The organism is Exiguobacterium sp. R-17, from assembly GCF_049913315.1.
Lineage (GTDB): Bacteria > Bacillota > Bacilli > Exiguobacteriales > Exiguobacteriaceae > Exiguobacterium_A.
Map to the genome: position 1 here is coordinate 1,221,624 of NZ_CP184372.1, position 23,287 is coordinate 1,244,910.

Genomic DNA, 23,287 nt, shown 5'->3' on the forward strand with positions numbered 1-23,287 from the left:
GGCTTTATGGTTTAGGTCATAACTCTTCGTCTTTCTCTTCGTCCATCCAAGACAACAGATCCTCTGCATCGAGATCGTCACCTTTGCTGAGGATCAAGGCAGTGACGACATCTCGTTTCTGGTCTAATAAATCCGGGTTGTTCGTCAAGACTTCTATGAGGTAATACGCATAAGAGCCAAGGAAATCAGGCTGGTCGTTTCGTTCGATCAGTGTCATGAACGCTTCAATGAGTTCTTCTTGTTCTTCATCGAGAATCATCCAGTGGGAGTAGGCGAGGAGTTTTTCGTTTTCATCATCTCCACGGAGAATGTCCTTGATTTCAGGTAACGTCAGAAATACGACATCCGGCATGAAGACTTCCGGAACATCGCTACTCAGCTTCGTTAACCACTCGTCGTAGGTTGACGCAACGAAATGGTTCGTCTCGTCCGAAATGTCGAGACACCAGACAGTCGGCTCAGTATCTTCCGTAAAGTGGAAGTACCAAAAATAGCTACCTTGTCCTTCAGCGAACATCATGACGTTCCCTTCGACGTCCCATTCCCGGAGGACCGACAATTCGTCCAGATACCGCTCGAATGTCAATGATGTCATCGAGCAGAGCGGAAGATGTAGACCCGTTTCTTCGTCCGACCATGTATTCTCGAACTCGACCATCACGACCTTCGCTTCTGGAACACCACCGTTTTGCTTTCGCATCTGTTTGAGGTAGCGAGCGGGGAGTCGACCGCTGACGGCTTGCTCGATTCGTGTGATGTCTGTTTCTTTGACTGAAATGATCGTTTCTTCTTGTAGATCTTCATCCCAAAATGGCATCATATGACCTTCCTTACTATGTAATGATTGATGTAGACCTTGATTATACGCAATATGTTTGGAAAATGTTTCGAAAAAAGACCCTATCCATTAAGGAAGGGTCTGTTACGTCATTTACGACGCAATTTTTTCGCTTTTTGTTTCATGTCGTTATACGTGATCATCGGGCTATCGTCCATCGTCAAGCGCAGATGGTTCGGTTCACCTTTGTTCGTGATGCCGGAGCAATAAAGGATGTCAGCATATTGATCAAACAGTTCCTCATATGCCGGCAAGTGGTGCATCAGACGACCAGGAGAACCCCAGCCACAGAGGACGACGCCATTTTTCGCTTTGACATCGGCAAGCGTCTTCGCTACGAACTCATAGTTCGTCTCATCGAAGCTTGCTTGAGCGAACGGTAGATCCTCGCTGACGAGAAGGTCCGGCATCAAACTGATGATGTCATATTGTTTGACGGGGTCATTGACATACTTCTTCATCAAATTGTACGCACGTTGTGTCGTCGTTCCAGAGAGAAAGGCATCCGTCGTCCGTGGTGTGTAGATTAAAGCGGCGACGTGCGTTCCTTCTGCGATGTCGTCAAAGATATAGCTGCGTAAATAGCGTTTCGTCTTGTCTCGATCAAACGTCGTCTGGACGCGGATCGACGATTCCTCAATCAAGAGTTCGGAAGAATCGGCTGGTGTCATGGGTGGTGCCTCCTTTTAATTGGTCAAACGTGAGCTGATGCGAAGGAAGAACGCGAGTGTCTTCTTCTTGAGGTCGAGGTCGTTCGCATCGATCGCCTCGACGTGTTGCTGGTAACGATCGTATTGGGCGAGCACGTCAGAGACATATTGTTCACTGCGATTGTATTCAAACAGTGCTGTCGCGAGCGTGTCTCGGTCGGATGTCTGTGTGACATCGTGTTGCTTCAGGTATTTCGCTGCCGTGTGGGCGCTATCGACGAGACTTGTCGGATCGGCTTTCCCGTCGCCGTCCGCGTCCACTCCGAGACCACCATATTTCTCGATGGCTTCCGGATCCGTGACGTCAATGCCGTCATGCTCGATGTCACCGAGCGACGTGCCACCTTTGTATCCCCAACCGACCCATGTTTTCGGCATGAATTGGAACGGGCCGATGGCGCCAACGGACGATTGCATCGCTGACGAGTTCGAGAAGATCGTCTCGACGCGATGAATGGAGGCGAGTAGCTTCCAGTCGATGCCGTAACGTGCCGCGGCTTGTTCGTAGATGTCGATGTTCTCGGCAGGTACGCCATGCTGTCCATAATACGTACGATACATTTCATTTTGAACACGTTCCCGATTTTGCCAGTAGATGAAGCTACTGACGATGAGGGCGAACAGTACGAACAAGATGCTGATTCGAAAAACTTTTCGCATATTGTTCTCTCCTCTGTTTAGGATTCCACTGAATGGTATCATATTTTAGTAGGGTCTAATAGCACTTTCTGTGACGGGAGTGTGGAATCAAAAAAGGAGTCGAAGTCATGTATCTCTTCGTAAATGGGTTTTTACTCGGATTACTCGTCGTCCTTTCGATCATCGCGGCGGTCCGTCCGGTCGATTTGACGATCGTTCCTCGCAAGGAATTCTACCCCTCGATGGTCCAGTCAAGCGGGATCTTATGTTTGTTGCTCGTCGGTGGAACACTGATCAGCGGCACACAGTTGCCGGAAATCGGCTTGACGTTTTTTGTCCCAAGTGGTCCGGTCTGGTACGCGACGATCGGACTAATCGTCTTTCTCTGTATCGTCTTGCTTTTGACAGCGACCGTTCCGGCGTTTCGCAAACGTTTGTTGCCGCTTTATCAAAGTGAGGCGGAGCGACTGATTCTGCCACGAACGAAAGAGGAACGGACCGGGTTTCAGATGGTCGCGCTGATGGCAGGAGTGACGGAAGAGTTGATTTATCGCGGATTTCTCTTTCATGCTCTCGGATTATTTTTACCGTTTTCTGACGTCAGTTTCGTCTGGATCGGGGCAATCTTGTTTGGTGTCGCGCATCGTTATCAAGGGTGGTTCGCAATCCTCGTGACAGGACTAATCGGGGCGGGATTCGGTTACTTGTACCTAGCACTTGAGACGCTCTGGCCGCTGATCATCATCCATGTCTTGATCGATCTCGTTGCTGTCTACATTTACAAGGACGATGTTAATTCCTGACATCGTCAAAAAGCGTTGAATTTGGTAGACTGAATGTCAAGCGAAGTCATCGTTTAAAATGGTCAAGTTGACGGTTGCAGAACATGTCAAATGACAGGTAAAATGAGAAGGTAAACGCTTACACATCAAAAGGAGATGGATGAAACCATGCGAACGATCACTTCCACTGGCGAGCGAAAGAAGACGAGTTGGACATTGAATATCGGCAATCAGCCACATTTGATGATGGATGGTGTGACAGAACAAACGCTTGATGCCGAACAACGTGTCGTCTATAACGAATTTTTGATTCCAACGACGGACACTTTGATTCATCGGTTCAAAGCCCGCTTCCCGAACCATCTCTGCGAGAACGGGTATGATGTGTATGGCGCTGCCGCTTTTGACGAACAGGTCGTCGAACTGATCTCCAATTGGTTCATCGAACTGGTCACCGTCTTAACAGCGATGCAGCGGACGAAAGGCATTCAGCATGTCCAGATTGAAGGCGGTGTCGCAAAACGGACCGACTTCTTACCGACCGTGCGTCGGACATGCCGGGCACTGGAGTCAACGATTGATATTTATTGAAGCACCAGTCACGTTTTCAGAGGGGGCGTCCATTAGGGCGTCCTCTCTTTTTTTAATCAACGAATCGAGAGAATTCGACGTCGTGAAAACAGCGTGCACTTTTTTGTTCATCTCGAATCGTTTTCCTGGGACAAGCATCGCGCCGCTTCACTTCGTTGCAGGGTCGCTCCTGCTTGTTTTTCCTTAGGAAGCGATTTCGAGTGAACAAAACGTCTCTCTTCTTTCATAAATTAAAAAGCAAAAACGAAGTCGAATACTCGCGGAGTCGGACAGGATTGTCCGGCTCTTTTTCATTTTCTGGATGATAGCAGGAAAAAAACAAGTTGACGCTAGACTGTATGGCATGTACCATACAGTTAACAGATGTACTATTGTCTTAATACAATGGTGATAATCAAGGAGGGTGAATCCGATGCTTGAGGTAAAAGGGTTACAGAAGCGATATGGACGAAAAAAACAGGTCTTACGTGACGTGACGTTCTCCGTCGGTCTAAACGAAGTGACATGTTTGATCGGCTTGAACGGGGAAGGGAAGTCAACGATCCTAAAAGCAATTCTCGGTCTGATTCCGGTGGATGCCGGTACGGTGACGGTCGACGGTAAAACATCGCGCGACAAAATTGCGTTCGTGCCTGATCTTCAGACGATGCCGAGCTACATGACGATCGGACAAGCGCTCGCATATATGGCAGATCATTATCCGGACTGGAATCAAGAGACAGCGGAACGGTTACTGCAGACGTTCCAGCTGTTTACGACGGATAAAATGGCGAACTTATCAAAAGGGAACAAAGCGAAGTTCAATCTCGTCTTAGGATTCGCCCTCGATCGTCCATACATATTACTCGACGAACCGCTCGCGGGAATCGATTTGTTCATGAAGGAACAGATTGCCTGGATTTTCTCAAGTGAGTTCATGGAAGGACGGAGTATCCTGATGACGACTCACGAAATCGCTGAAGTCGAGCAAGTGATCGACCGAGTGTTGTTCTTACGAGACGGTCAGATCGTCGAAGTTAAAGAGACGGATGAACTGCGAGGTCATCATCATCAATCGGTCCAAGACCGGATGCGGGAGGTATATCAAGGATGAAACGCTGGTTGTTATTAACGAATGAAGAACTAAAACGAAGTACGAAATTACTGGTGTTGTTGATTTCAGGCTTGATCGTCGCGGAAATCGCGTCACTGCTCTATCAAATTTACGATTATCAAAGCACGATCGAGAAAACGATGCGGATTGAACAGATATCAGAAATGGACGCAATTGCGCGAGCAGGTGGTGCGTTGACATTCGCACAGGCAACGGATTTTTACGATTCAATCATTGTATTAGCAATGGGGATGATCATCCTGTTTGCGTTTTGGATTTGGTACCGCGACTGGATAGGTGAGACGAAGTACATCTACAGATTACTATTGTTACCGGGATCACGCCGGGCGATTTTTGGGTCGAAAATGACGGCACTCTTACTTGTCGTGACTAGTTTGATCGGAATTCAGTGGGGGCTGTTGTTGCTTAGTCGTAATCTCTACTTATGGTTGTTACCTGAACCGCAACAAGTTCCAGCAAGTATCGACGAGTATACGAGATTCCTGAGTGCCTTCTATACGATGTATCCAAGTGATGTTTTGTTCATTTTACTACTTGCTTTCGTCGTCATCTCATTCGTCTTTTTAACGGTATTACTGGAGCGATCGCTCGGAAGAGGAAAAGCGATGCTACAGATTGGACTGTATGCTGTCATATTGATTGGCGGTTGGTTCGTCATCGGATTACTATCAGCAGTATTTCCATACGATTTCGGGCAACTCCATGTTCAACTATACTTTGGATACGTCGTGCTCCTGACGCTTTACATATCCTACAAAAATCTACGATTAGTCCAGACGCGACTGTCAGTATAAGGAGAGAACTTCATGAAACGATATCGACAACTCCTAGTAATCGGGCTGATCAGTCTCGTAACGGTTGGCAGCTATATCGGTTATACGTGGACGATCAAAGACGCAGCCTTTTCCATCCAGACGGTTAGCGGGCAAACAACAAACAAAGAGTCGTTTACAGTGGACTTGCATACAGAGGGTAAACGTTCTCAGATTTATGAAATTACAAATAAGGGTTCAGTAGATGGGCAATCGAATAGCTACTTCAATCAGTTCTTTGGAACGAACAATCTTCCAGAAATACCGGACCGTTACTATGAATTCATTACGCAACAAGAAACGAATACGAGTGAAAATCAAACGCTGAATTATGCGATTCAGATCAAAAATAATCATTTGAAGTTCAAGATGTTCAACTATCAAACAAAAGAACTGTTCGAGAAGACGTTCGACTATCATTCGAAGCTCGAGACGGGAATCGAGTTGCAAGCGAATGTCGTCGATAAGCAAGCGATGAAAGTCTATGTCCAGTTGGATCATATCGATCAACCGAAAGATACGAAGCTCGTCGTGTTGGATTTAGCGAGTGGTACGGTGCAGGACATCGTTCTTCAAAAATCAGCTCCAGTGGATCGAGTACGTCAGTTTGTAGCTATCCATCAAAATGAAGTCGTTTATTCGGAGAGAGCATTCGAAAGTGATGGAAGTGAAGAACCCGAAGCATTCCATTTTCTTGATGACGGAAAAAGCGTTCGACCGATCAAAGCGTTGAATCAGCGGAACGTTAGTTATACGACGCATGAAAATGGACGATATCTCGTCGGGTTCCGTTTTCCAGAAGGAGACACGAAACGACTCGAGTGGTCGACATTCGACATGAAGACAAAACAACGATCCGAGCACAGCGTGACGAGTCCACTTGTATTGAGAAATGTCGAGTGGATGAACATGACGAATGACATGAAACTTTATCTGACGTCAGAGACCAAAGGTGGGTTTCAAGTATCCATCGTCGATTTGAAACAGGATCGACTTCTCTATCAAGGAAAAATCGAGGACGCGAACCACCAGAAGAAAACGAGTATTTCTAATTTTGTAGTGCAATGAAATGGAGGCGTCATACCGAAACCGGATGACGTCTTTTTGAAAGGACAGAATGATATGAAACTAGAAATCGAACAGTTATCGAAAATCTATCCGAATCGAAAACAAGCGTTGCAGGAGATCACGTTGACACTGGAAGCCGGAGTGTATGCCTTGTTTGGTGAAAATGGAGCAGGGAAGACGACGTTGATGAAGATTCTTGCTGGACTGTTACGTCCATCTCAAGGGGTGATTCGAGTCGACGGTCACGTCGTCTCACCGCTAGAAGAGACGTATCGCGAACGAATCGGGTATTTGCCGCAGGAGACACCGCTTTACGGTGATTTCACGGCAACACAGTTTTTAACGTACTTGGCAACGGTCAAGGGCGTTCCTAAATCCGTCATCACCGCTCGCGTCGAGCAAGCCTTGATTGATGTGAATTTGCTAGAACAAAAAAATCAGAAACTACGCCGCTTCTCGGGTGGAATGAAGCGACGGATCGGGATCGCGCAACTATTGTTGAACGACCCGGACTTTTGGATCATCGATGAACCGACGGCAGGGCTTGATCCAAAAGAACGGATTCATTTTCGAAACGTCATCGCGACGATTGCGCGAAAACGAATCGTCTTACTGTCGACACATATCGTCTCGGATGTCGGATCAATCGCAAAGGAAATCATCCTGATGCAGCAAGGAAAGATCATCCGCCAAGCTAATCCTTATACCTTGCTCGATGAGATCGCGACCTCGATCTGGTCCGTCGATGTATCGGACGAGACATTGCTCATCTTGCAGGAGACGTACCAAATGGGTGCGATTCACCAAACGCGGTATGGTAAAAACCGCGTCCGGATCATCTCGTCCGATCAACCGCATCCAGATGCGGTTCAGGAAGAGCCGCAACTAGAAGATTTATACCTTTATCACTTAGATGAACGGATGCGTGGCGCGTGATGTCGATGTTACGATTCGAATCATACAAATTATATAAATCGCTAATCGTCTGGTTGCTGTTGACCTTGATGGGAATCTTTTTCTTTCCAACATTAGTGGAACCCGTTGATCATGTCGTCAAGTCCCGCTATTCTTCGTTCGAAGGACCAGCGACGAAAGACGTCTTTCAGAGGATTGAGGCAGATGGTAACATCATCAATGATCCAGATACACGAATAGGAGAAGACGACATATTTTACAAGAATGAAATCTATGCTCAAATCTTACATATGGAAGAAGCTCAACTTCAGCGGCAGCAACGCCTCGACGTTTTAAAAAGCGATACGTTCGAGCAAAAGCTCGTCAATCGTATCAACGTCGCATCGATTCGCTATCACGATCCGGCGGAAATCGTAGCGACGTTCGTCAATCAATCCGGACTCCTGTTCCCGTTGATCGCACTCCTACTCGTGACGATCAGTTATACACGTGAACGCATGACCGGAGTCGAACAGTACCAGTTGACGTCGCGGAATGGACGACACGTCTTATTACGTGCGAAATGGATGGCTGCCGTTATGTACGTGACGATCATCCATGTGTTGACGTATCTTGCGACGATCTTAGTCGTCCGTTATCAACTCGGACCAATCGATTGGTCGGCACCGATGCAAGCGATGGACGGACTTGCTGCAGCACCGTATCCATTATCGATTGGTGGATATGTACTGTGTACGTTCATTTATCAGGAACTTGCCTTTGTGACGCTAGCGACAGCTATTTTATGTGCCTCGTTATTCGCGAAACAGTACAGTCACGCCTTCATTTACGTAATGATTTTGATCGGCTTACCATTGACGTATGGTTACGTCATTCCGGATGTCTTTTTCCCAGAGTTCGTACAAATGCTGATCTTCTTTTTCCCAAGTCGTGGCGTCCTGACGCGTGAACTGTTCCAGACAGACATACCATTCGTCTTACCGATTTTTGTGATGCTCGTTTGGATGCTACTGATTGTCACCCTTTACGTATTCATGATGCGTTACGTTAAAAGGAGGGAGCTGACATGAGTCGCGAGTTATTGAAGGTGGAATGGCAAAAGGTAAAACAACAAAAAATGGTGTGGGTTCTCCTGTGCCTCGTGTTCAGCATCGGTCTGATTTTTTCGTTTAGTCGGATGGGCTTGTCTGGAACGGAACGGACGAATGCGCCGTTTGAAGGGAAACTGACAAGGGATTTCGTAAAGCAGGCAACAGAGGGGAAAAAGCGTGTAATGAAGAATGGGATCACGAAAGCAGAACAGCGTGAATACGACATTTATTCGCAGATTTTGAAGGCGGATGGGCGGCATCAGTCACAATCGCAACGTGTCGACAAATTGCGTCAACAAGCGCGCTCTGCGACATCTGACATCAAAAAACGAAAACTCGAACAAGAGGCGTCGTTGCTTGCGAAAATCGATTATCAACACGTTGGCAACTACCGGACGCTTGATCAATTCATCGTATTTCTCGGTGTCGGAGGATTTGCGTTGCTGGCAATCGTCTTGACGTTAGTAACCGCGACGAGTTTTTCTCGCGAAGCGCAGACCGGGATGTTGCAACTGCTCTATAGCGCAAAGCATGGTCGCAAAGACGTCCTGACGGCAAAATTAACACTCTCGATCCTGCTCGTCACTGGCATCATCCTCGTTTACAATATCGTCCAGTGGCTCTTATTTTTCCGTCAGTCGAGCGGCTGGGAGTTACCGATTCAGTTTAACTATCATGATTCTCCATATCCGTTGACATTCGGGCAACTGTATCTGCTCGCTATTTTGATGCAGTGGCTGGTCGCTGTCTCGTTAGTCATGACGTTCACGTTTTTCTCGTTACTCGTCCGGCACGTCCTTGCTGTTCTGATACTCGCATCGATCTGGTTGATTGGTCCGTTCGTGCTTGAAAAGTTCTTTGGAGGCATCATGGCGAGCGAAACGATTCGCTCACTTCTCTTCCTGACACAAGGGCAGTCATTGATGGTGTTCGTATTGTTTAGGGATTACCTTGCTATACCGGTGTTTGGGCAACCGATTATTTTACCAGTAGTCGTCATCGCCAGTAGCATCACGACGATTTTCTTATTCGGCTGGGGTTGTTACAAGCTTGTCTCGCGTCAGTCTACCTAAAAGAACGCTTCGCACCGAAAAAAGTTATCCGGTGCGAAGCGTTCTTTTTTTCGTTTTGACTAGGAATTGATACGTCGTGAGGCGAAAGCATCAAGACGTGAAGTTTTTCTCTGCCGCTTTACAGGCACGCAATAAGGCATCCTTGAAAAAACGATCTTCCTGCGAAGCGAGTTGTTGTGTTGCTTCCTCGTCCCCGCGCAGGGAGCGGGCGAGCATCTGGATGACCTTGACCCAGCGCCGGACGTGATCGAGTTGCGGGCGACCCATCGCGACGTATACCGTGAACCAATCGTTCTGATCGCGGCGGATCATCCGTTGAAACAGTGATTTTGCGAGATCGACTTCTTCGGTCGTCGGGAGCTCGTTCGTCTCGAAATAGCGACGTAACGCGGCGACGGCAGTCGCATACGCTGCCTTGACGTCTTCTGACGGCTGATGTTTGCCGTAGTCGGATGTCGACAAATGAAGTAAGGCGGGTTTTTTCTCGACACCCGTGATCCAGGCGGAGATCGTCTTATTGCCTTTATAGGCTTGACGGTTCGCGACCGGAAGCTTCGCCGTGACGTTACCGACTTTTCCGATCAAGGTCACTTTGTTGTTGCGATCCTGGATTTCGGTCACTTTCAACTCGACCGTATCACCCATTTCATGAGGAATGGCTTTCGGCTGGAGCTTTTCTCCTGCCGAGAGCGGCGAACGCTTGCGGATCATCCGCAGTGCTTCTTGTTCAATCCGGTCGTCAAGCGACCACAGATGTTCCGGTGGGACGTTGCGGAACCGGCGACGTCGGACCTTGATGTACTGGTCAAGCGCGTCAGCAGCTTGCTCCCGCGTCGATTCACCACGTGCGACGGGGCCGATGATGTCTCGGAGCGTAATGGATTCGAGACGTTCCATGATGCCTTCGAACGGGATGAGTTCCATTACGTAGAGACTACAGACGACGAGTTCGCATTCGCGAGGAGTGAGTGGGCGTTTGGCCATAAATTGACTTCCTTTCAGCTGGTTGATGTTTCTAGTATACCAAAAAAAAGCCATCGTCACGTAATCCCGTGACGATGGACTGAAAAAGCTTACAAGACGAATGGCGATTCCGAACTATTTTGCAATTCAGCGGACGCGAGACGTGTGACACCGTTCATGAACGGGTCATGGGCGACGAACAAGTCACCGATTGCTTTGATCTCAGCCACGGTCGCATTTTCCTTCGCACCAGCGATCCGCAAGCGATACGGTTTTTTTGTCACCGTATCGAATGTCAGGACGATCGTATGTTCCATCAATGGTCACTCCTTTCATGAAATGTAGGGACGAGTTATGCCTTGAGTAGAGCGTAGTCACGGCTGATTTCCGTCAGCGCGTAGCGTCCGTCGAGTAAGCTGCCGACCGCTTGACCGATCGAAGCGACGACGTCTGCTGGAAGATTCGAACGTAAGCCGTTGTAGCGGCGGCGAGCAACGACGGCATCACCGTTTGCTGTCACCTTGTCCTTCCGCTCGAAGACGATGACGAGACTCGTCTTGATTTCTTCTGCTTGTGTCATGTGTATCACCTCCTTCGCCCTTATTGACAGGGGAAGAGACCGGATTGTTCGAAAGGAATGAAAAAAAGATGGTCTGGTTACGTTTTTTACGAAAAGTATCGTTTTTACGCATGCGGACGCTCGGATATGCGTCCTTGATCTTCGTCTTTGGTGTCGCGGGCATCATGTATGCTCTTGAGCCAGAAACGTTCGGATCCTACTTCCGGGCCGTCTACTGGACGATGACGACCGTCGTCACGGTCGGGTACGGCGACTTCTTCCCGAATTCTGATACCGGTCGGATTCTGACGATTTTCGTCTTCATCTTTGGAATCGGGATCGTCGGGGGACTAATCTCAAAACTGGTCGACGGTGTCCAGTTGATTCGCAATCAAAAGGAAAGAGGGTTATTACAAGTGAAAGAAACAGGGCATACCGTCGTTTTCGGTTACAGTCGGCGTTCGAAGCACGTCATCGATTCATTAATCGAACATACGGATGTCGTCCTCGTCGATGATTTAGAGCGCGAGCCATTCAGTCATCCACGATTTCATTACGTCTGTGGTGATCCGGCACTGACATCGACGCTCGAACGGGCACACATCGAAAAGGCAGTTCGCGCGATCGTCCTCGCCGATCATTCGATTCCACCGGTCCATGCTGACGGACGGACATTGTTGATTGCTTCAAGCATCGAACGGGCGAATCCGAACATTTATACAATCGTCGAAATGATGCTTGAAGAACACCTCGACAGCTTCGAACAGGTTAAGGTTGATGAGGTGTTACTTGGTGATGAGACGATTGCCCGGATGGCGATCCTCGCGTCCCATCATCCTGGTGTGACGAAGGTCGTGACGGATTTGTTGACGAAGGACGGTGAGGGCATGTTCTCGATTCCGAGTAGACCGGAGTGGGGGACGTACCGTGACGCCTATCATGCCTTGCTAGAAGAAGGCGTCACGATCTTATCTGATGGAAAACGACTCGATTTGAACCGTCGACTCGATGAAGCGATTCCGAAAAACGGGACGTTGATTGTCTTGTGTTCGGAGGAAACCGCCCAACGAATCGGAGCGATTTAGAGAAGAAAGGATTTAACCAATCTTTTTTCGGGTATAGTAAATAAATTTACTAGACGGAGGAAAAAGATTATGACACAACCACAACCAGAATGGATTCAAGAATTATTTGAGACGGTCGATCAAGGCGAAATTAAAAATGCACCAAAATTACTCTATATGGCACTGACGCTTGAACCAAATTATTTTACAAAAGCAGTTAGCCGATTCAATCAACGGTTAGAAGTCGAACCATTAACGGACGTTTCGGAATTGTTGACGGTCTATCGTCAATTTTTCCTTTCAGCTAATCCATCAGAGGAGTACTGGTCACTTGCCTGGAACGAACTCATCCAGACGCTACAACATATGATTGACCGGCCGGAAGCTCATCAATTACTTAAAGAGCATGTCGATTTACTCGACTGGTGGTCGAGCGAATCGTTGCTTTCACTCCCGAGCTGGTTGACGATTTTAGATGTCGCTGAACGAATCGACGCGCTTGATCAATTTAGCAGTTATCTTCCAGATATCTTCGAGAGTTATGCGCTTGAAACGGCGAAGGACGAACCGTTTGCCCGTCTTGCCTGGTACGCACTCGCAAGCAATCAACAAGAGTTGCTTGCCCCTTACAGAGACCGGATTGAAGCCGGTTCTTCAAAGGAAATTCAGTCTCTTCGTCAAGCGGATCTCGTCGATCAAATTGAAACGACGCGGGTCGTTATGTTAAAGTCGAAAGATAACGAGCCGATTGAATTAACATTTGATCGAAAATGGACATTATAAATTATCGAAGAAAAAATGACACCTAGAAGCCGCACGAATTCAGTCCGAGGGGTGTAGGGATGATTCACGTCAATTTACCGAGTGGTGACTATGTCGTGTTAGTAGAAATAAATCGTGAAGTGCTGCTGTGTCATTCGATTGAAGAAGCGGAACAAGCACAACGCGACCGGTATGAACTGGTCGGACGGATGAGCGAACGCTTGCCGGCAGAAGTGATTGGACCCTCGATTGCGGACTTCGTCCGCTTTTCGACCGGGTTCATCGGCGAAGAAGTAACGTGGCATGAAGAAGAAGAAGCGTTCTTTTGCCAACAGTTCGAGACGTTCGACGGTTCCCCGTTAGGTGAAGACCTGACGGGGATCGATGCAACGCGTTGGCGTGCGGTCCTTGCACGCTATTATGCTTACGTGACGATCGGAAAGATCATTCCTTTTGAAGTCAGCGAAGAACCGGACGGTACGGTTCCGCTTTAGTCCAGACGATTCTTCGGTCGGCGCGTAATCAGAGAAGGGCAGGGTTCCCATGAAAAAGCAACTTGCACTACTCACGCTAGCGACAATCGTCGCCATGCCAACGTCTGCTTTCGCGCAGTCTCAATACGTACAATATGATCCGACGTTTACAGAACAACAAAAACAAGAGTGGTTGGCGAATCAGGGGCTGACCGAGATTCGTGCCTTGAAACAAAAAGGATTCTCGCTCGTCGAGCCGCTTGCACATCTCGAAGAAAAGGATATCGATGCCGATTTGATTCCAATCACGGACGTCAAGAGAGCAACGGATTCTGCCCAGTTCCAGCAAACGTACCTCGATCAGTCACGGATTCCGGCTTACTGGAAGTACAGCCGCGGGAAATCGGACGTTCGCGTTGCGATCATCGATGATGCAATCGATACGAAACACCGCGAGTTCAAGGACGTCATCTATAAGACGACGACGATTTCTGGAATCCGAAAACCTGACGATCACGGGACACACGTCGCCGGTATCGTCGCGGCGCGTGAAGACGGTCAAGGGATCGTCGGTGTCGCATCTGGTGTCAAACTGATCGGGGCCGATGTCTTCGATGGAGACTTTGCTGCATCAATCGACATCGGCGACGGTATTTTGTATGCAATCGAGCAGGGAGCAGATGTCATCAATCTCTCACTCGGACAATATGAGTTTGATCCGTATATGGAAGCAGCGGTCAAAAAGGCGGAAGCGAAGAACATACTCGTCGTCGGAGCAGCCGGAAACGACGGGCGCAATAAAGTACTCTTCCCAGGATCGATGAGTCAAGTCGTCGGTGTCGGGTCCGTCGGAACGCTGGGGCGTGCCTCGACGTTCTCGAACTACGGTAAAGGAGTCAACATCATGGCACCGGGGGAAGGGATCTACTCGACGATCGTCGGCAACAAGTACGGCTACTTGGACGGAACATCGATGGCGACACCGGTCGTCAGTGGTGTGTTGGCGCTCGCGAAATCGAAGAACCCATTCGTCTCGAATACGACGATGCGCAGTAAGTTATATGCTGCAGCGACGAAAAAATCAGGTGATACGAAGTTGCATTACGGAGCAGGTCGCTTGAATGCCGGAATCTTAGCGACACTGCCGGCACCGATCTCGAAGATCTCGTTACCGGAAACGGTTAAGCCGAATCAGGCGTTTACATTCTATTTTGATGAGTATGCGAGTGCGAAGACGACGACACGTCTCTATAAGGACGGGAAGGTCATTAAGACGTTCACGCAATCGAATTTAACGAACGGTACGCATAAGTTTACGTATAAGTTGAAAGACAAGGGGGCATATAAGCTTGTCTTTACAACGACAGGTGGACGGCATACGCGGACCGTCGAACGCTTACTGACAGTCAAATAAAAAAGCGCCTCCCACTGAGTGGGAAGCGCCGTACGAGACCTGAAGGTTACTTCGGGTCTTTTCCTTTTTTATAGACGGGCGTCGGAGGCGTCAATGCCTCTCCAGTCCATGTGATCATCGCTTCCATCTTGTATCCTGTGTCATCCTCATGGACGAACGACAGGCGACTGGAATCGATCAATTGGTATAAACCATAAGCGACCTGGTCGGCCCAAGAGCGTAACGTCATCGCTTCATCATACAACGGGATTTGCTCAGGGAACCGTTCGTTCATAAGCAAGATATCGTGTTGATCGAAATGATAGCTACGTTTTGAGAGTGCATCGGGCGCCTTGACGTTGAACGGCTCGAACGCGTGGATGAGCTCTCCTTGACGATAGAAGGCGAAGATGCCGTTTCGCAGATGAAGTGCCTTGATCTCGTCGATCTCGATCAGGAATGTCAACTTGCGAACCGCTCGCCGGTTCGTACCAGAGCGTCGTTTTTTCATGCTGCATGCCTCCTTCTGAACTCTTGTACTATACCGTGAAATGAGGCAGGGACGCAACTTTTTCGTTTGTAAAACGAGAATTACCTCTTGCAGGAAAGCGGCATCTACGCTACACTCATAAGCAGTGACTATGTTGGTTCGGACAATCGCGGGGCATTTCGATGCTTTGAGGAAAGTCCATGCTCGCACAGCCTGCGATGGCTGTAGTGATCGTGCTACACTAAAAGATAAGTGTAGGCAGCGTCAAGCTGACGGCAGAAGGAACGCCTAAGTCTTCGGATATGGCCGAAACTTCTTGAAGGTGCCACAGTGACGGAGCTTCATGGGAAACCATGAAGGTGGAACGAGGTAAACCCCACGAGCGAGAAACCCAAATTTGGTAGGGGAATTTCCGGAGCGGAACTGAACGCGAAGGAGAGCGTATGCAAATACGGAGATAGATGATTGTCGCCTGCGTGTGAGGGTCAAACCGTTTGGAACACTAAGGAACAGAACATGGCTTACAGGACCACATAGGCTGTTATTTTTAAGTTGAACGAGAGTCCAGGTCCACCCTGGGCTCTTTTTTTATTGCAATGAAACGATACTGTGGAAGAAACGATAAAGGAGTGAACGCGATATGGCAAAACGCTTAGTCATCGCGACAGCGGCGATGGGAATCGAAGCGCTCGTCGCAAAAGAAGTCCGTGCGTTAGGATATGAATGCACGGTCGAGGACGGAAAGGTCTACATCGATTGTGAGATGGAGGACATTCCCCGTTTGAACATGTGGCTTCGGACAGCGGACCGGATCAAACTCGTCGTCTCTGAGTTCCGCGCGACGACATTCGAAAAATTGTTCGATCAAGTCAAGGCACTACCATGGCACGAATTGATGCCGTGGGATGCGAACTTCATCGTCAACGGTCGTTCGGTCAAGTCGAAGCTCTTCTCGATCCGTGACTGCCAGAAGATCACCGAGAAAGCAATCGTCTCGCACATGCAAGAACAGTACAGCAAAGGAACGGAATGGTTACCGAAGACAGGCGCGAGCTATCCGATCGAAGTTGCTTTGTTAAAAGACATCGCGACATTAACGATCGATACGTCTGGCGACGCGTTACACAAACGTGGCTACCGTGAGTTCCACTCGGCCGCTCCACTCAAAGAGACGATGGCAGCAGCGATGCTGATGCTGACGAATTGGAAGCCGGATATGCCGCTCTACGACGTCTTCACCGGTTCAGGTACGCTTGCGATCGAAGCAGCGATGATCGGGCGTAATATCGCACCAGGGATCAACCGCGAGTTCGTCTCACAGGAATGGAAATGCATTCCGAAGAAGGCATGGTTCGACGCAATCAACGAAGCGAACGAAAAAGCAGAGTGGGACAAACCACTGAAGATCTACGCAAGCGATGTCGATCCAGAGATGGTCAAGCTCGCGAAAACAAACGCAGAACTCGCAGACGTTCGCGATGCGATCAACGTCATGCAACGCGACGCGGCAGACTTCAAACCGAAGGAAGACTTCGGTGTTATCATCGGGAACCCACCGTACGGGGAACGTTTGGAAGATGCACGTGAAGTCCATCAGTTGTACCGCAAGATTGGAACAGCGTATAAAGAATTCCCATACTACAGTGTCTATATGATCACGTCGTATGTTGAGTTCGAAAAAGCGTATGGTCGCCCAGCGACGAAGCGCCGAAAGCTGTATAACGGAAATATCGAAGTTCAATTTTATCAGTACTATGGTTTGCGCCGGAAACGTCCGCAGGCTTAAGCGATTTGTGAGAGGTGAGTGGGAGTCAGTTCCCACTCAATTCCCACTTTTTTATTTTTTTCGCCAAAATGTCATGAGCCGCTCGGTTGAGCGGTTTTTTTTGCGTTTCAAAAGCTGTTCGAATTGCGTCGCCGTATCTGATTGTAAAGTGTGCAATACGTGAGCGTACGTGTTCTTCGTCAAAGTCACATCGGCATGACCGAGTCGTTCTTCGCATGGACGCCCATCTCCATGAGGAGTGAGGCATGCGTATGGCACAATCTGTGTAAAGTAACCTTCGGAAGTTCGGCGGCTTTAATCGTCTCGATATGTCGTCTCCATAAACCCGAATGCTAGAGGTAGGGACTGGGGACATCGAAACAGATCAAGACCTCGTCGTTCCGCAAACTCATCAGCATGCCTTCATACCGTTGCTCGATTTGAATCCATTTTAATTTCCCAGCGACGTGCGTCGAAATCTTCACGACTCGGACCTTCTTGCCTTCGTATCAATTTATGTTTTCAGTCCTTCATTCAGTTTCGCTACGGCAGAGAAGGGGTTAGCTCCCTTGTAGTTGTTCATCCGGATCGACAAGCTGAACATGTCGACGAAGATGACGCGTAGTAAGTTAATCGTCGATGCCTTCAAGCCTTCCCGATTCCAGTTGGAGAGGAGAGGCATGCGTCGATTCAACCAGGTCGACCTTCAGCTGTATGAATCACTTCAGGTTGCGGTTGAGGATTAATTGGTAGGAGTGACAGAACGTCGTCTTAATCATTCGGACATGAGCCCGCACACAGGCGGCGAAGTTATCTTCCATCGTCATGGTTCTTAGTTCTTTTCTTTTAGAATTTATGTTCTATTGTTAACGTGCAAAAAAGCACCCTGAATGGGTGCTTAGTTAATATTCTCTTGCGCCTGTTTTACTAGAGCACGGATACGAGCTAAGATATTATCCAAGTTCTGAGTATCGATATTTCGAATCGTGAACTTTTTAGTGCCGAATGTCTTACCATAGCTGATGTGAATGACACCCAAACCGAAGTTCGCTGGATTACCGAAAGGAGTCGGAGCAATATCAAAGTCGACTTCAGTAACTTTCTTCATAGGAATCCGCTCAAGGTTTGCTTTGGGGAATAGTCCAGCTGAGTGAAGAGATAATACAATCTCATCCTTCATCAAAATCATAAATCCATACTTTGTCATGGTAGGCTGCACACCTTCGAAACTAAACAATTGATCCGTCGGTTTGAAATGCTTTTTTAATTCCTTTAACGTAATTTCATAAAAAGCACGTTCACTCTTTGGAAACTCCATTTTGATTTCATCCATAGTGGCCAATGTAACTGGGAACTCAATTAAAGCGAATCGCTCGTTCAATTTTGTAAAGTTAGTGATCATGTCATTTGCCTCCACTTCTAAAATGTATTCAGACAATCAAACAGAGAACTATTATTTTGTCGGGATTTCGACAGTGTATTTCTCAGCTAATGGTTCAAAGTTTTCATCACTTGGACCGTCTACAATGTATTTGATATTTGTAATTTCTTTTGGATCAGATTCGGCTAAGAATACGATTTCTCCTGATTTTTTTACTTTTCCGATAAAGTCACCACCGATTTCATCGACGAACATCATTTCAGAATCAATCTGCTCACCCGTATTCGTTGTCAGTACAGCTTGATCTGGATAGAAGCTGACGGTATCGTCACTCATGTTTTCAACATCAACCCCAAGAATAATCAGTGTTACTTCTTCCTTATCTTCGAACATGGCCCTCGAAGGTTCATCAATCATCAAACGTGACGTTTGCACGCTGTTAATTTTAAAGTCTATCGGTCCAAGTCTCTTCACAATGCCCAAGTTATCTTTCGTGTACTGAATTTTCTTCATTCCGAAGTCCGACTTTTCGTTACTTGGATCAGTTGTTTCCTTCTTTTTCGCAGATTCTTTGGAGGCTTCTTTACTCTTATCTACTTTTGCTTCTGTATCTGCTTTTTTCGTCGTGTCTACAGCTTCACTGCAACCAGCGAGCATTAGTGATGCCGTCAACGATGCACTAACAATCAGCTTTTTCATTATAAATATCCTCCTTTAAAATTTAGTTAACCTTATTTTACGAATTATCAATCTTATTTTATATATTTTATTTTAGAAATAAAAAAATAGTCGCACAGTAAGCGTTTAACTAATCATTAGGAGTTACAAAATAATAGAAATAATTTATTTATACATTTGTAGTAAAAGTTATTCATTTCTGATTATGCAGTCAATGTCTAGTATCATTTTATGTTAGTCAAAATGATTCCATATAACTGGTATATAGACTGTATCAAAAAAGCATCCAGTTATCGGATACTCTGATTTGGATATAAATTAATTTAAAGTTCTATAGATGACAAACGGTCTAAATATGTTATCGCCCGAATTCAGCTCAGTAACTTCTGGTAAAAAACTTTGATCTAAAAATTGTGATACGTTATTCATTAGTTTTTTTGGATTGCTTAATATTTGATCACTTACAACTACTTTGTTATTTGTTGTTTTTAATACCTAAAACGTTAAACTTAGGTGTCATACCAAAATCATTGATTAAAAATTTCATCGGATATCTCATTCATTTTTCATCTAATACGCCGGTTTGTTTTTTTCTGATTGCGTAAGGAGTTGGGAATATTGAATTCATAACTTTCAAAACTGCTTTTGCTTATAGTGATACTGTTTTAATAACTTCAAAAGTTGAATCGTCATCTTGAATTAATCCTGTTTCAAACAGTTCAGCATATATTAATGAAGTACCTATACATACTAAAGGAGATAAGAATGACAAGAATCTGGATTGAGGAATATGCAGTGACGGGTGATTTAGGAAGTATTTTTGGTCATTTTTTAGATATGGACGAGTCAATTAAAACGGCATATTTAATTAGTCCGTCAGAGGGAGATGAATGTGTTTCACCAACGAAGAAAATTTTGTACGAGTTTTTGGAGCATCGGAATGACTTTCCACTGTATCTGTATTTTTCGGATGAATATGTATTAAGAGAACGACATCAGCAGTTCTTTCAGCAACAGGATATTGACTATACCATTCAAACGGTTTATCCAAGTCGCAAACATCATTTAGATCCGCTTGTCTATTTTACAGTCGAGTTAAAGGACAAGGAAGCACTCAGACGCGTCGTTCGCAAAACGTACTGGTTGGGAGAAGAGAATGTTTTCTATATGATTTCGAATTACGATAATTTAAAATTTATATTAGAGGAAAGGCGGCATTAGGGGTTCCAACAATATCTGTCAGTTGCTTCGTTTGATCGAACCCATCTATCGGTACTTATCAAGCCTGGTCATGACGGTTGTGGTTTTTTCATATGCTCAAACGATGTATCGATGAACTCGTTAGAAAACGTCATCCAAAGTATGCCGGAAGAAATAATTATTTATCAAATCAATGATGAACTGTATGAACCTGAGGATGAAGAGTGAATTCATTCTTCAACTATCGGAGGTAATATATGAAGCCAGCTATCAAACATATCAATCCATCGTCTAAACGTCCGGGTGTATCACTCGTCGAAATAAAACGAGCAGAAAAAATCCTCGGTGTAAAATTCCCGACGGATTACATTTCGCTTATGCAGGAATCAAATGGTCCAGCCTTTCATGACTGGCAACTCTATTCGATACCGACCGAATCGAGTCATGCTGAAGTAAAAGACATCATCCACCATTACGCAAATCGTCCAGATGATTTACCAGAGGATATGATTTGCTTTGGCGAACATTTAGATGGTAGACGGTTATGCTACCGGATTCGACGCCGTTTTCTACAGGAACTCGTCTTTACGTGGCATCCGAAAAAAGGACTTGAAAAATATTGCGCTTCTTCACTTGACGCATGGGTGGAATCAGAGATGTTACGCGACCGGGCAAATAAAAAGATTTCAATTGGTACTTTTAATGTTAGTAGTCGAATGCTCGTGACGGATTCGAATGAACAGGACGCAGCATCGATTGTCTTGGAGCAAGTGAAGTCTGGCGCATGGACGGCTTCCGTCACATATGATTCAGATGGAACGGTTCGTTTACTCACAGTATACGAAGGTGTCAATCAGCCGACGGGCAGATGGACGCGCTCGCATGAGATCGCGATTGATTCAGGATTTGTATTGATCGGTGATGATGTTGCGTTTCGTGAGGAGGAACTAGCCGATGAACTCTTTTTCGGTCAACAGGACGTCCATTTGTTTCAAGCGGGTATCATGACTGAGTCTGGATATGGAGACGGTATTTATCATCTGAAAGTAAAGAAAAATCTAGATAAACAAATCATCGGAGTACGAATCAATTTCATGGAGTAGCAATCGAAAGACCGGACGAAGGAATGCACCTTCGTCCGGTCTTTTTGCGATATGTAGTTATTCAATATTGTCGATAGCGTTTCCGTCCTGATCGACTTGAGTAGAAAGTCCTGTCCAGCCACGACCTTTTGTCTCCAGCCAGCTAGTGAATTCAACGAGAAATTCCTCGTGTGGTACATGTCCGCCATCTTTTTTGACGACGACATATCCGTCAAGCTTTACATATGACTCCTTCAGCGATTCCATTCGTAATCTCCTCCTAAGTAGCGTATGTGAAAGGAAGAGTATATCGCTCGAAAGATTCGTTTACAAATGATATCCATTTGTCATTAAATCTATCAAAAAGTTGTGAAATCCAACTGAAGGCGGATATACCAATTAACAGATTCCAAATATAGTAAATAAAGAGGTGGAATAAGGAGGAGACGATTCAATGTGGATCATACTGGGTTTACTGGCGATTGGATTTACGGCACTGAATATCATCTTTTATTTGATCGGTAAGGACTATCGTTTCCTGATGGTGCTCGGACTGAGTTTTACGGCACTGACTTTGTGCGCCGAATACCGACTCGTCGCGGAATTCGTGGCGCGGGAGGATTGGGCAGCGTTACAGGACGTCGTACCGGGCATGGAGCGGGCACTGTGGGTATTGACGTTCATCTCGATCGGATTAAATGTATTGCCGCTACTGTTAGACTACCGAAAGAATCGATCTCGTTGAGGAATCCAAGAGGAGCTGAATCCTGATGAACTATACATTTTTACCGCTGACGCAACGACAGGCGGAACAGATTGCCTACGAGTGGCAATATGACGGGGTGTTTGCATTTTATGATATGCCGAATGACGAAGAAGATTTAGCAGAATTTCTCGATCCAGCAAAGCGAACGGAACATTATTTTGCTGTGTTGGATCGTGAAGAATTGATTGGTTATTATGTATTCGAACCAAACGCAGACGTCGTTGACGTCGGGCTTGGCATGCGACCAGACTTGACGGGCCGAGGAAATGGAGTGGCATTTTTAGAAGCCGGTCTTGCGTTCATCATGGACCGGTATGCACCTAAACAAATCGAATTAGCTGTCGCGACATTCAACGAGCGGGCGATTCGCCTGTATACGAAAAGTGGCTTCCTTCCCGTCGAACGCTTCCAACAGGCTACGAATGGTGGAAGCTATGAATTTTTGAAGATGCGTTTACAACCTATCGACGCAACGGAACCTTTTCCAAACTCTATAAGTAGATAACAGAAAAGGGGATGATGTCATGGCACGCTGTACGAATTGTCAGTATAAGTTCAACACAAAAGAACTACTCGCTGTCAGTGTTGCAATACATGGGAAAGGCAAACCATGTCCGAACTGTGGCGTGAAACAATACATGTCCCGGAAGTCACAATTTTATCTTTCACTCGGGAATATCAGTCTCTTGTTCGTCCTGTTCTTGCCGTTTCTGATTCGGTTGAGCGGCCGAGAAGAATCGATGAGGTAAGATGTCGATTACCTTCGATTTCATGAAACTTTTTCCTGCATCCACCAGTAGATAAGGAAGAAGGAGATGGTCAGATGGTACGCTGTACGAATTGCCAATATAAGTTCAAAACGAAAGAAGTGCTTGCTGTCGGATTTGCGAAACATGGGAAAGCATGTCCGAACTGCGGCGTGAAGCAATACATTTCAAAAGACTCGCAACATTACTTATCGCTCGGATACGTCAGTCTCTTGTTCGTCTTGATCCTACCGTTCGTCATCAAACTGAGCGACAAAGAAGAGACGATCTGGTAAAGCATTACGCGCATGCCTGAAAACGACAGGGTGCGC

31 protein-coding genes and 1 other RNA gene are annotated in these 23,287 nt (G+C 46.6%); 20 read left to right on the forward strand and 12 right to left on the reverse strand.

Annotation, left to right across the window (positions count from 1 at the left end; genetic code table 11):
• Positions 1-16: 16 nt before the first annotated feature.
• The 3 genes from ACN9MT_RS06290 to ACN9MT_RS06300 form a co-directional block, all read right to left on the reverse strand.
• Positions 17-817 carry an SMI1/KNR4 family protein gene (locus ACN9MT_RS06290; RefSeq protein WP_426273001.1) on the reverse strand — a complete coding sequence of 267 codons (801 nt, stop codon included), beginning with the start codon at positions 815-817 and terminating at the stop codon, positions 17-19.
• 110 nt (positions 818-927) lie between these two features.
• Positions 928-1,509: a DUF1643 domain-containing protein gene (locus ACN9MT_RS06295; RefSeq protein WP_035408471.1), complete on the reverse strand. Its 582-nt coding sequence runs from the start codon at positions 1,507-1,509 to the stop codon at positions 928-930.
• 15 nt (positions 1,510-1,524) lie between these two features.
• Positions 1,525-2,208: a lytic transglycosylase domain-containing protein gene (locus ACN9MT_RS06300; protein WP_056060751.1), complete on the reverse strand. Its 684-nt coding sequence runs from the start codon at positions 2,206-2,208 to the stop codon at positions 1,525-1,527.
• A gap of 107 nt (positions 2,209-2,315) precedes the next feature.
• On the opposite strand from ACN9MT_RS06300, the gene ACN9MT_RS06305 reads away from it, so the two are divergent.
• The 8 genes from ACN9MT_RS06305 to ACN9MT_RS06340 all read left to right on the forward strand — a co-directional run bounded on the left by ACN9MT_RS06305 (position 2,316) and on the right by ACN9MT_RS06340 (position 9,633).
• Positions 2,316-2,990 carry a CPBP family intramembrane glutamic endopeptidase gene (locus tag ACN9MT_RS06305; RefSeq protein ID WP_426273002.1) on the forward strand — a complete coding sequence of 225 codons (675 nt, stop codon included), beginning with the start codon at positions 2,316-2,318 and terminating at the stop codon, positions 2,988-2,990.
• 147 nt (positions 2,991-3,137) lie between these two features.
• Entirely contained in the window at positions 3,138-3,560 is a 423-nt protein-coding gene (locus ACN9MT_RS06310; RefSeq protein ID WP_035408466.1) for a hypothetical protein, read from the forward strand.
• A gap of 412 nt (positions 3,561-3,972) precedes the next feature.
• On the forward strand, positions 3,973-4,653 hold the full coding sequence (locus ACN9MT_RS06315; RefSeq protein WP_056060756.1) for an ABC transporter ATP-binding protein: 681 nt from the start codon (positions 3,973-3,975) through the stop codon (positions 4,651-4,653).
• Positions 4,650-5,468 (forward strand): hypothetical protein, encoded by an 819-nt coding sequence (locus tag ACN9MT_RS06320; protein ID WP_426273003.1) that lies wholly within the window; start codon positions 4,650-4,652, stop codon positions 5,466-5,468. The genes ACN9MT_RS06315 and ACN9MT_RS06320 overlap by 4 nt, the downstream gene beginning before the upstream one ends.
• A 12-nt stretch (positions 5,469-5,480) precedes the next feature.
• A complete protein-coding gene (locus ACN9MT_RS06325) occupies positions 5,481-6,554 on the forward strand; it encodes a hypothetical protein (protein ID WP_426273004.1) in 1,074 nt (357 codons plus the stop codon).
• 54 nt (positions 6,555-6,608) lie between these two features.
• Complete coding sequence (locus ACN9MT_RS06330; protein ID WP_426273005.1) at positions 6,609-7,490, forward strand: ATP-binding cassette domain-containing protein; 882 nt, start codon at positions 6,609-6,611, stop codon at positions 7,488-7,490.
• Positions 7,487-8,539 (forward strand): hypothetical protein, encoded by a 1,053-nt coding sequence (locus ACN9MT_RS06335; RefSeq protein ID WP_426273006.1) that lies wholly within the window; start codon positions 7,487-7,489, stop codon positions 8,537-8,539. The genes ACN9MT_RS06330 and ACN9MT_RS06335 overlap by 4 nt, the downstream gene beginning before the upstream one ends.
• Positions 8,536-9,633: an ABC transporter permease subunit gene (locus ACN9MT_RS06340; RefSeq protein ID WP_426273007.1), complete on the forward strand. Its 1,098-nt coding sequence runs from the start codon at positions 8,536-8,538 to the stop codon at positions 9,631-9,633. The genes ACN9MT_RS06335 and ACN9MT_RS06340 overlap by 4 nt, the downstream gene beginning before the upstream one ends.
• 90 nt (positions 9,634-9,723) lie before the next feature.
• On the opposite strand, the gene ACN9MT_RS06345 is transcribed toward ACN9MT_RS06340, so the two are convergent.
• The 3 genes from ACN9MT_RS06345 to ACN9MT_RS06355 all read right to left on the reverse strand — a co-directional run bounded on the left by ACN9MT_RS06345 (position 9,724) and on the right by ACN9MT_RS06355 (position 11,176).
• Positions 9,724-10,617, reverse strand: coding sequence for a hypothetical protein (locus ACN9MT_RS06345; RefSeq protein WP_426273008.1), 894 nt, complete (start codon positions 10,615-10,617; stop codon positions 9,724-9,726).
• Between the two features lie 89 nt (positions 10,618-10,706).
• Positions 10,707-10,913, reverse strand: a complete 207-nt coding sequence (locus tag ACN9MT_RS06350; RefSeq protein ID WP_035408457.1) for a DUF2922 family protein — start codon at positions 10,911-10,913, stop codon at positions 10,707-10,709.
• A gap of 35 nt (positions 10,914-10,948) precedes the next feature.
• Positions 10,949-11,176, reverse strand: coding sequence for a hypothetical protein (locus tag ACN9MT_RS06355; RefSeq protein WP_035408455.1), 228 nt, complete (start codon positions 11,174-11,176; stop codon positions 10,949-10,951).
• Between the two features lie 68 nt (positions 11,177-11,244).
• On the opposite strand from ACN9MT_RS06355, the gene ACN9MT_RS06360 reads away from it, so the two are divergent.
• The 4 genes from ACN9MT_RS06360 (at position 11,245) to ACN9MT_RS06375 (ending at position 14,868) form a co-directional block, all read left to right on the forward strand.
• Positions 11,245-12,240, forward strand: coding sequence for a potassium channel family protein (locus ACN9MT_RS06360; protein WP_426273009.1), 996 nt, complete (start codon positions 11,245-11,247; stop codon positions 12,238-12,240).
• Between the two features lie 69 nt (positions 12,241-12,309).
• Positions 12,310-13,002 carry a hypothetical protein gene (locus tag ACN9MT_RS06365; protein ID WP_035408451.1) on the forward strand — a complete coding sequence of 231 codons (693 nt, stop codon included), beginning with the start codon at positions 12,310-12,312 and terminating at the stop codon, positions 13,000-13,002.
• Between the two features lie 59 nt (positions 13,003-13,061).
• Positions 13,062-13,475 (forward strand): hypothetical protein, encoded by a 414-nt coding sequence (locus tag ACN9MT_RS06370; RefSeq protein ID WP_023467922.1) that lies wholly within the window; start codon positions 13,062-13,064, stop codon positions 13,473-13,475.
• A 49-nt stretch (positions 13,476-13,524) separates the two neighbouring features.
• Positions 13,525-14,868 (forward strand): S8 family peptidase, encoded by a 1,344-nt coding sequence (locus ACN9MT_RS06375; protein ID WP_426273010.1) that lies wholly within the window; start codon positions 13,525-13,527, stop codon positions 14,866-14,868.
• A 46-nt stretch (positions 14,869-14,914) separates the two neighbouring features.
• Here ACN9MT_RS06375 and ACN9MT_RS06380 read toward each other — a convergent pair whose 3' ends face one another.
• The gene (locus ACN9MT_RS06380; RefSeq protein WP_426273011.1) at positions 14,915-15,358 is read right to left on the reverse strand and encodes a hypothetical protein; all 444 of its coding nucleotides are present in this window, start codon (positions 15,356-15,358) and stop codon (positions 14,915-14,917) included.
• Between the two features lie 134 nt (positions 15,359-15,492).
• Between ACN9MT_RS06380 and rnpB the strand changes: the two genes are divergently transcribed.
• Both rnpB and ACN9MT_RS06390 read left to right on the forward strand, forming a co-directional pair.
• Positions 15,493-15,866: RNase P RNA component class B (rnpB, locus tag ACN9MT_RS06385), an RNA gene on the forward strand.
• Between the two features lie 111 nt (positions 15,867-15,977).
• Positions 15,978-17,123 carry a THUMP domain-containing class I SAM-dependent RNA methyltransferase gene (locus ACN9MT_RS06390; RefSeq protein WP_426273012.1) on the forward strand — a complete coding sequence of 382 codons (1,146 nt, stop codon included), beginning with the start codon at positions 15,978-15,980 and terminating at the stop codon, positions 17,121-17,123.
• 332 nt (positions 17,124-17,455) lie between these two features.
• On the opposite strand, the gene ACN9MT_RS06395 is transcribed toward ACN9MT_RS06390, so the two are convergent.
• The 4 genes from ACN9MT_RS06395 to ACN9MT_RS06410 form a co-directional block, all read right to left on the reverse strand.
• Positions 17,456-17,587: a hypothetical protein gene (locus ACN9MT_RS06395; protein ID WP_426273013.1), complete on the reverse strand. Its 132-nt coding sequence runs from the start codon at positions 17,585-17,587 to the stop codon at positions 17,456-17,458.
• 29 nt (positions 17,588-17,616) lie between these two features.
• Entirely contained in the window at positions 17,617-17,796 is a 180-nt protein-coding gene (locus ACN9MT_RS06400) for a hypothetical protein (RefSeq protein WP_426273014.1), read from the reverse strand.
• A 204-nt stretch (positions 17,797-18,000) separates the two neighbouring features.
• Complete coding sequence (locus tag ACN9MT_RS06405) at positions 18,001-18,504, reverse strand: PH domain-containing protein (RefSeq protein WP_426273015.1); 504 nt, start codon at positions 18,502-18,504, stop codon at positions 18,001-18,003.
• A 51-nt stretch (positions 18,505-18,555) separates the two neighbouring features.
• Positions 18,556-19,182: a hypothetical protein gene (locus tag ACN9MT_RS06410; protein ID WP_368915180.1), complete on the reverse strand. Its 627-nt coding sequence runs from the start codon at positions 19,180-19,182 to the stop codon at positions 18,556-18,558.
• A 744-nt stretch (positions 19,183-19,926) separates the two neighbouring features.
• On the opposite strand from ACN9MT_RS06410, the gene ACN9MT_RS06415 reads away from it, so the two are divergent.
• Entirely contained in the window at positions 19,927-20,382 is a 456-nt protein-coding gene (locus ACN9MT_RS06415) for a hypothetical protein (protein ID WP_426273016.1), read from the forward strand.
• Between the two features lie 236 nt (positions 20,383-20,618).
• A complete protein-coding gene (locus ACN9MT_RS06420; RefSeq protein WP_426273017.1) occupies positions 20,619-21,464 on the forward strand; it encodes an SMI1/KNR4 family protein in 846 nt (281 codons plus the stop codon).
• Positions 21,465-21,521: 57 nt separating this feature from the next.
• Here ACN9MT_RS06420 and ACN9MT_RS06425 read toward each other — a convergent pair whose 3' ends face one another.
• Positions 21,522-21,710 (reverse strand): hypothetical protein, encoded by a 189-nt coding sequence (locus ACN9MT_RS06425; RefSeq protein ID WP_426273018.1) that lies wholly within the window; start codon positions 21,708-21,710, stop codon positions 21,522-21,524.
• Between the two features lie 187 nt (positions 21,711-21,897).
• Between ACN9MT_RS06425 and ACN9MT_RS06430 the strand changes: the two genes are divergently transcribed.
• The 4 genes from ACN9MT_RS06430 (at position 21,898) to ACN9MT_RS06445 (ending at position 23,251) form a co-directional block, all read left to right on the forward strand.
• Positions 21,898-22,188, forward strand: a complete 291-nt coding sequence (locus ACN9MT_RS06430; protein WP_035397924.1) for a hypothetical protein — start codon at positions 21,898-21,900, stop codon at positions 22,186-22,188.
• Between the two features lie 25 nt (positions 22,189-22,213).
• Positions 22,214-22,714 (forward strand): GNAT family N-acetyltransferase, encoded by a 501-nt coding sequence (locus ACN9MT_RS06435; protein ID WP_426273019.1) that lies wholly within the window; start codon positions 22,214-22,216, stop codon positions 22,712-22,714.
• Between the two features lie 19 nt (positions 22,715-22,733).
• On the forward strand, positions 22,734-22,958 hold the full coding sequence (locus ACN9MT_RS06440; RefSeq protein WP_426273020.1) for a hypothetical protein: 225 nt from the start codon (positions 22,734-22,736) through the stop codon (positions 22,956-22,958).
• Between the two features lie 74 nt (positions 22,959-23,032).
• On the forward strand, positions 23,033-23,251 hold the full coding sequence (locus ACN9MT_RS06445) for a hypothetical protein (RefSeq protein ID WP_029341406.1): 219 nt from the start codon (positions 23,033-23,035) through the stop codon (positions 23,249-23,251).
• Positions 23,252-23,287 lie beyond the last annotated feature (36 nt).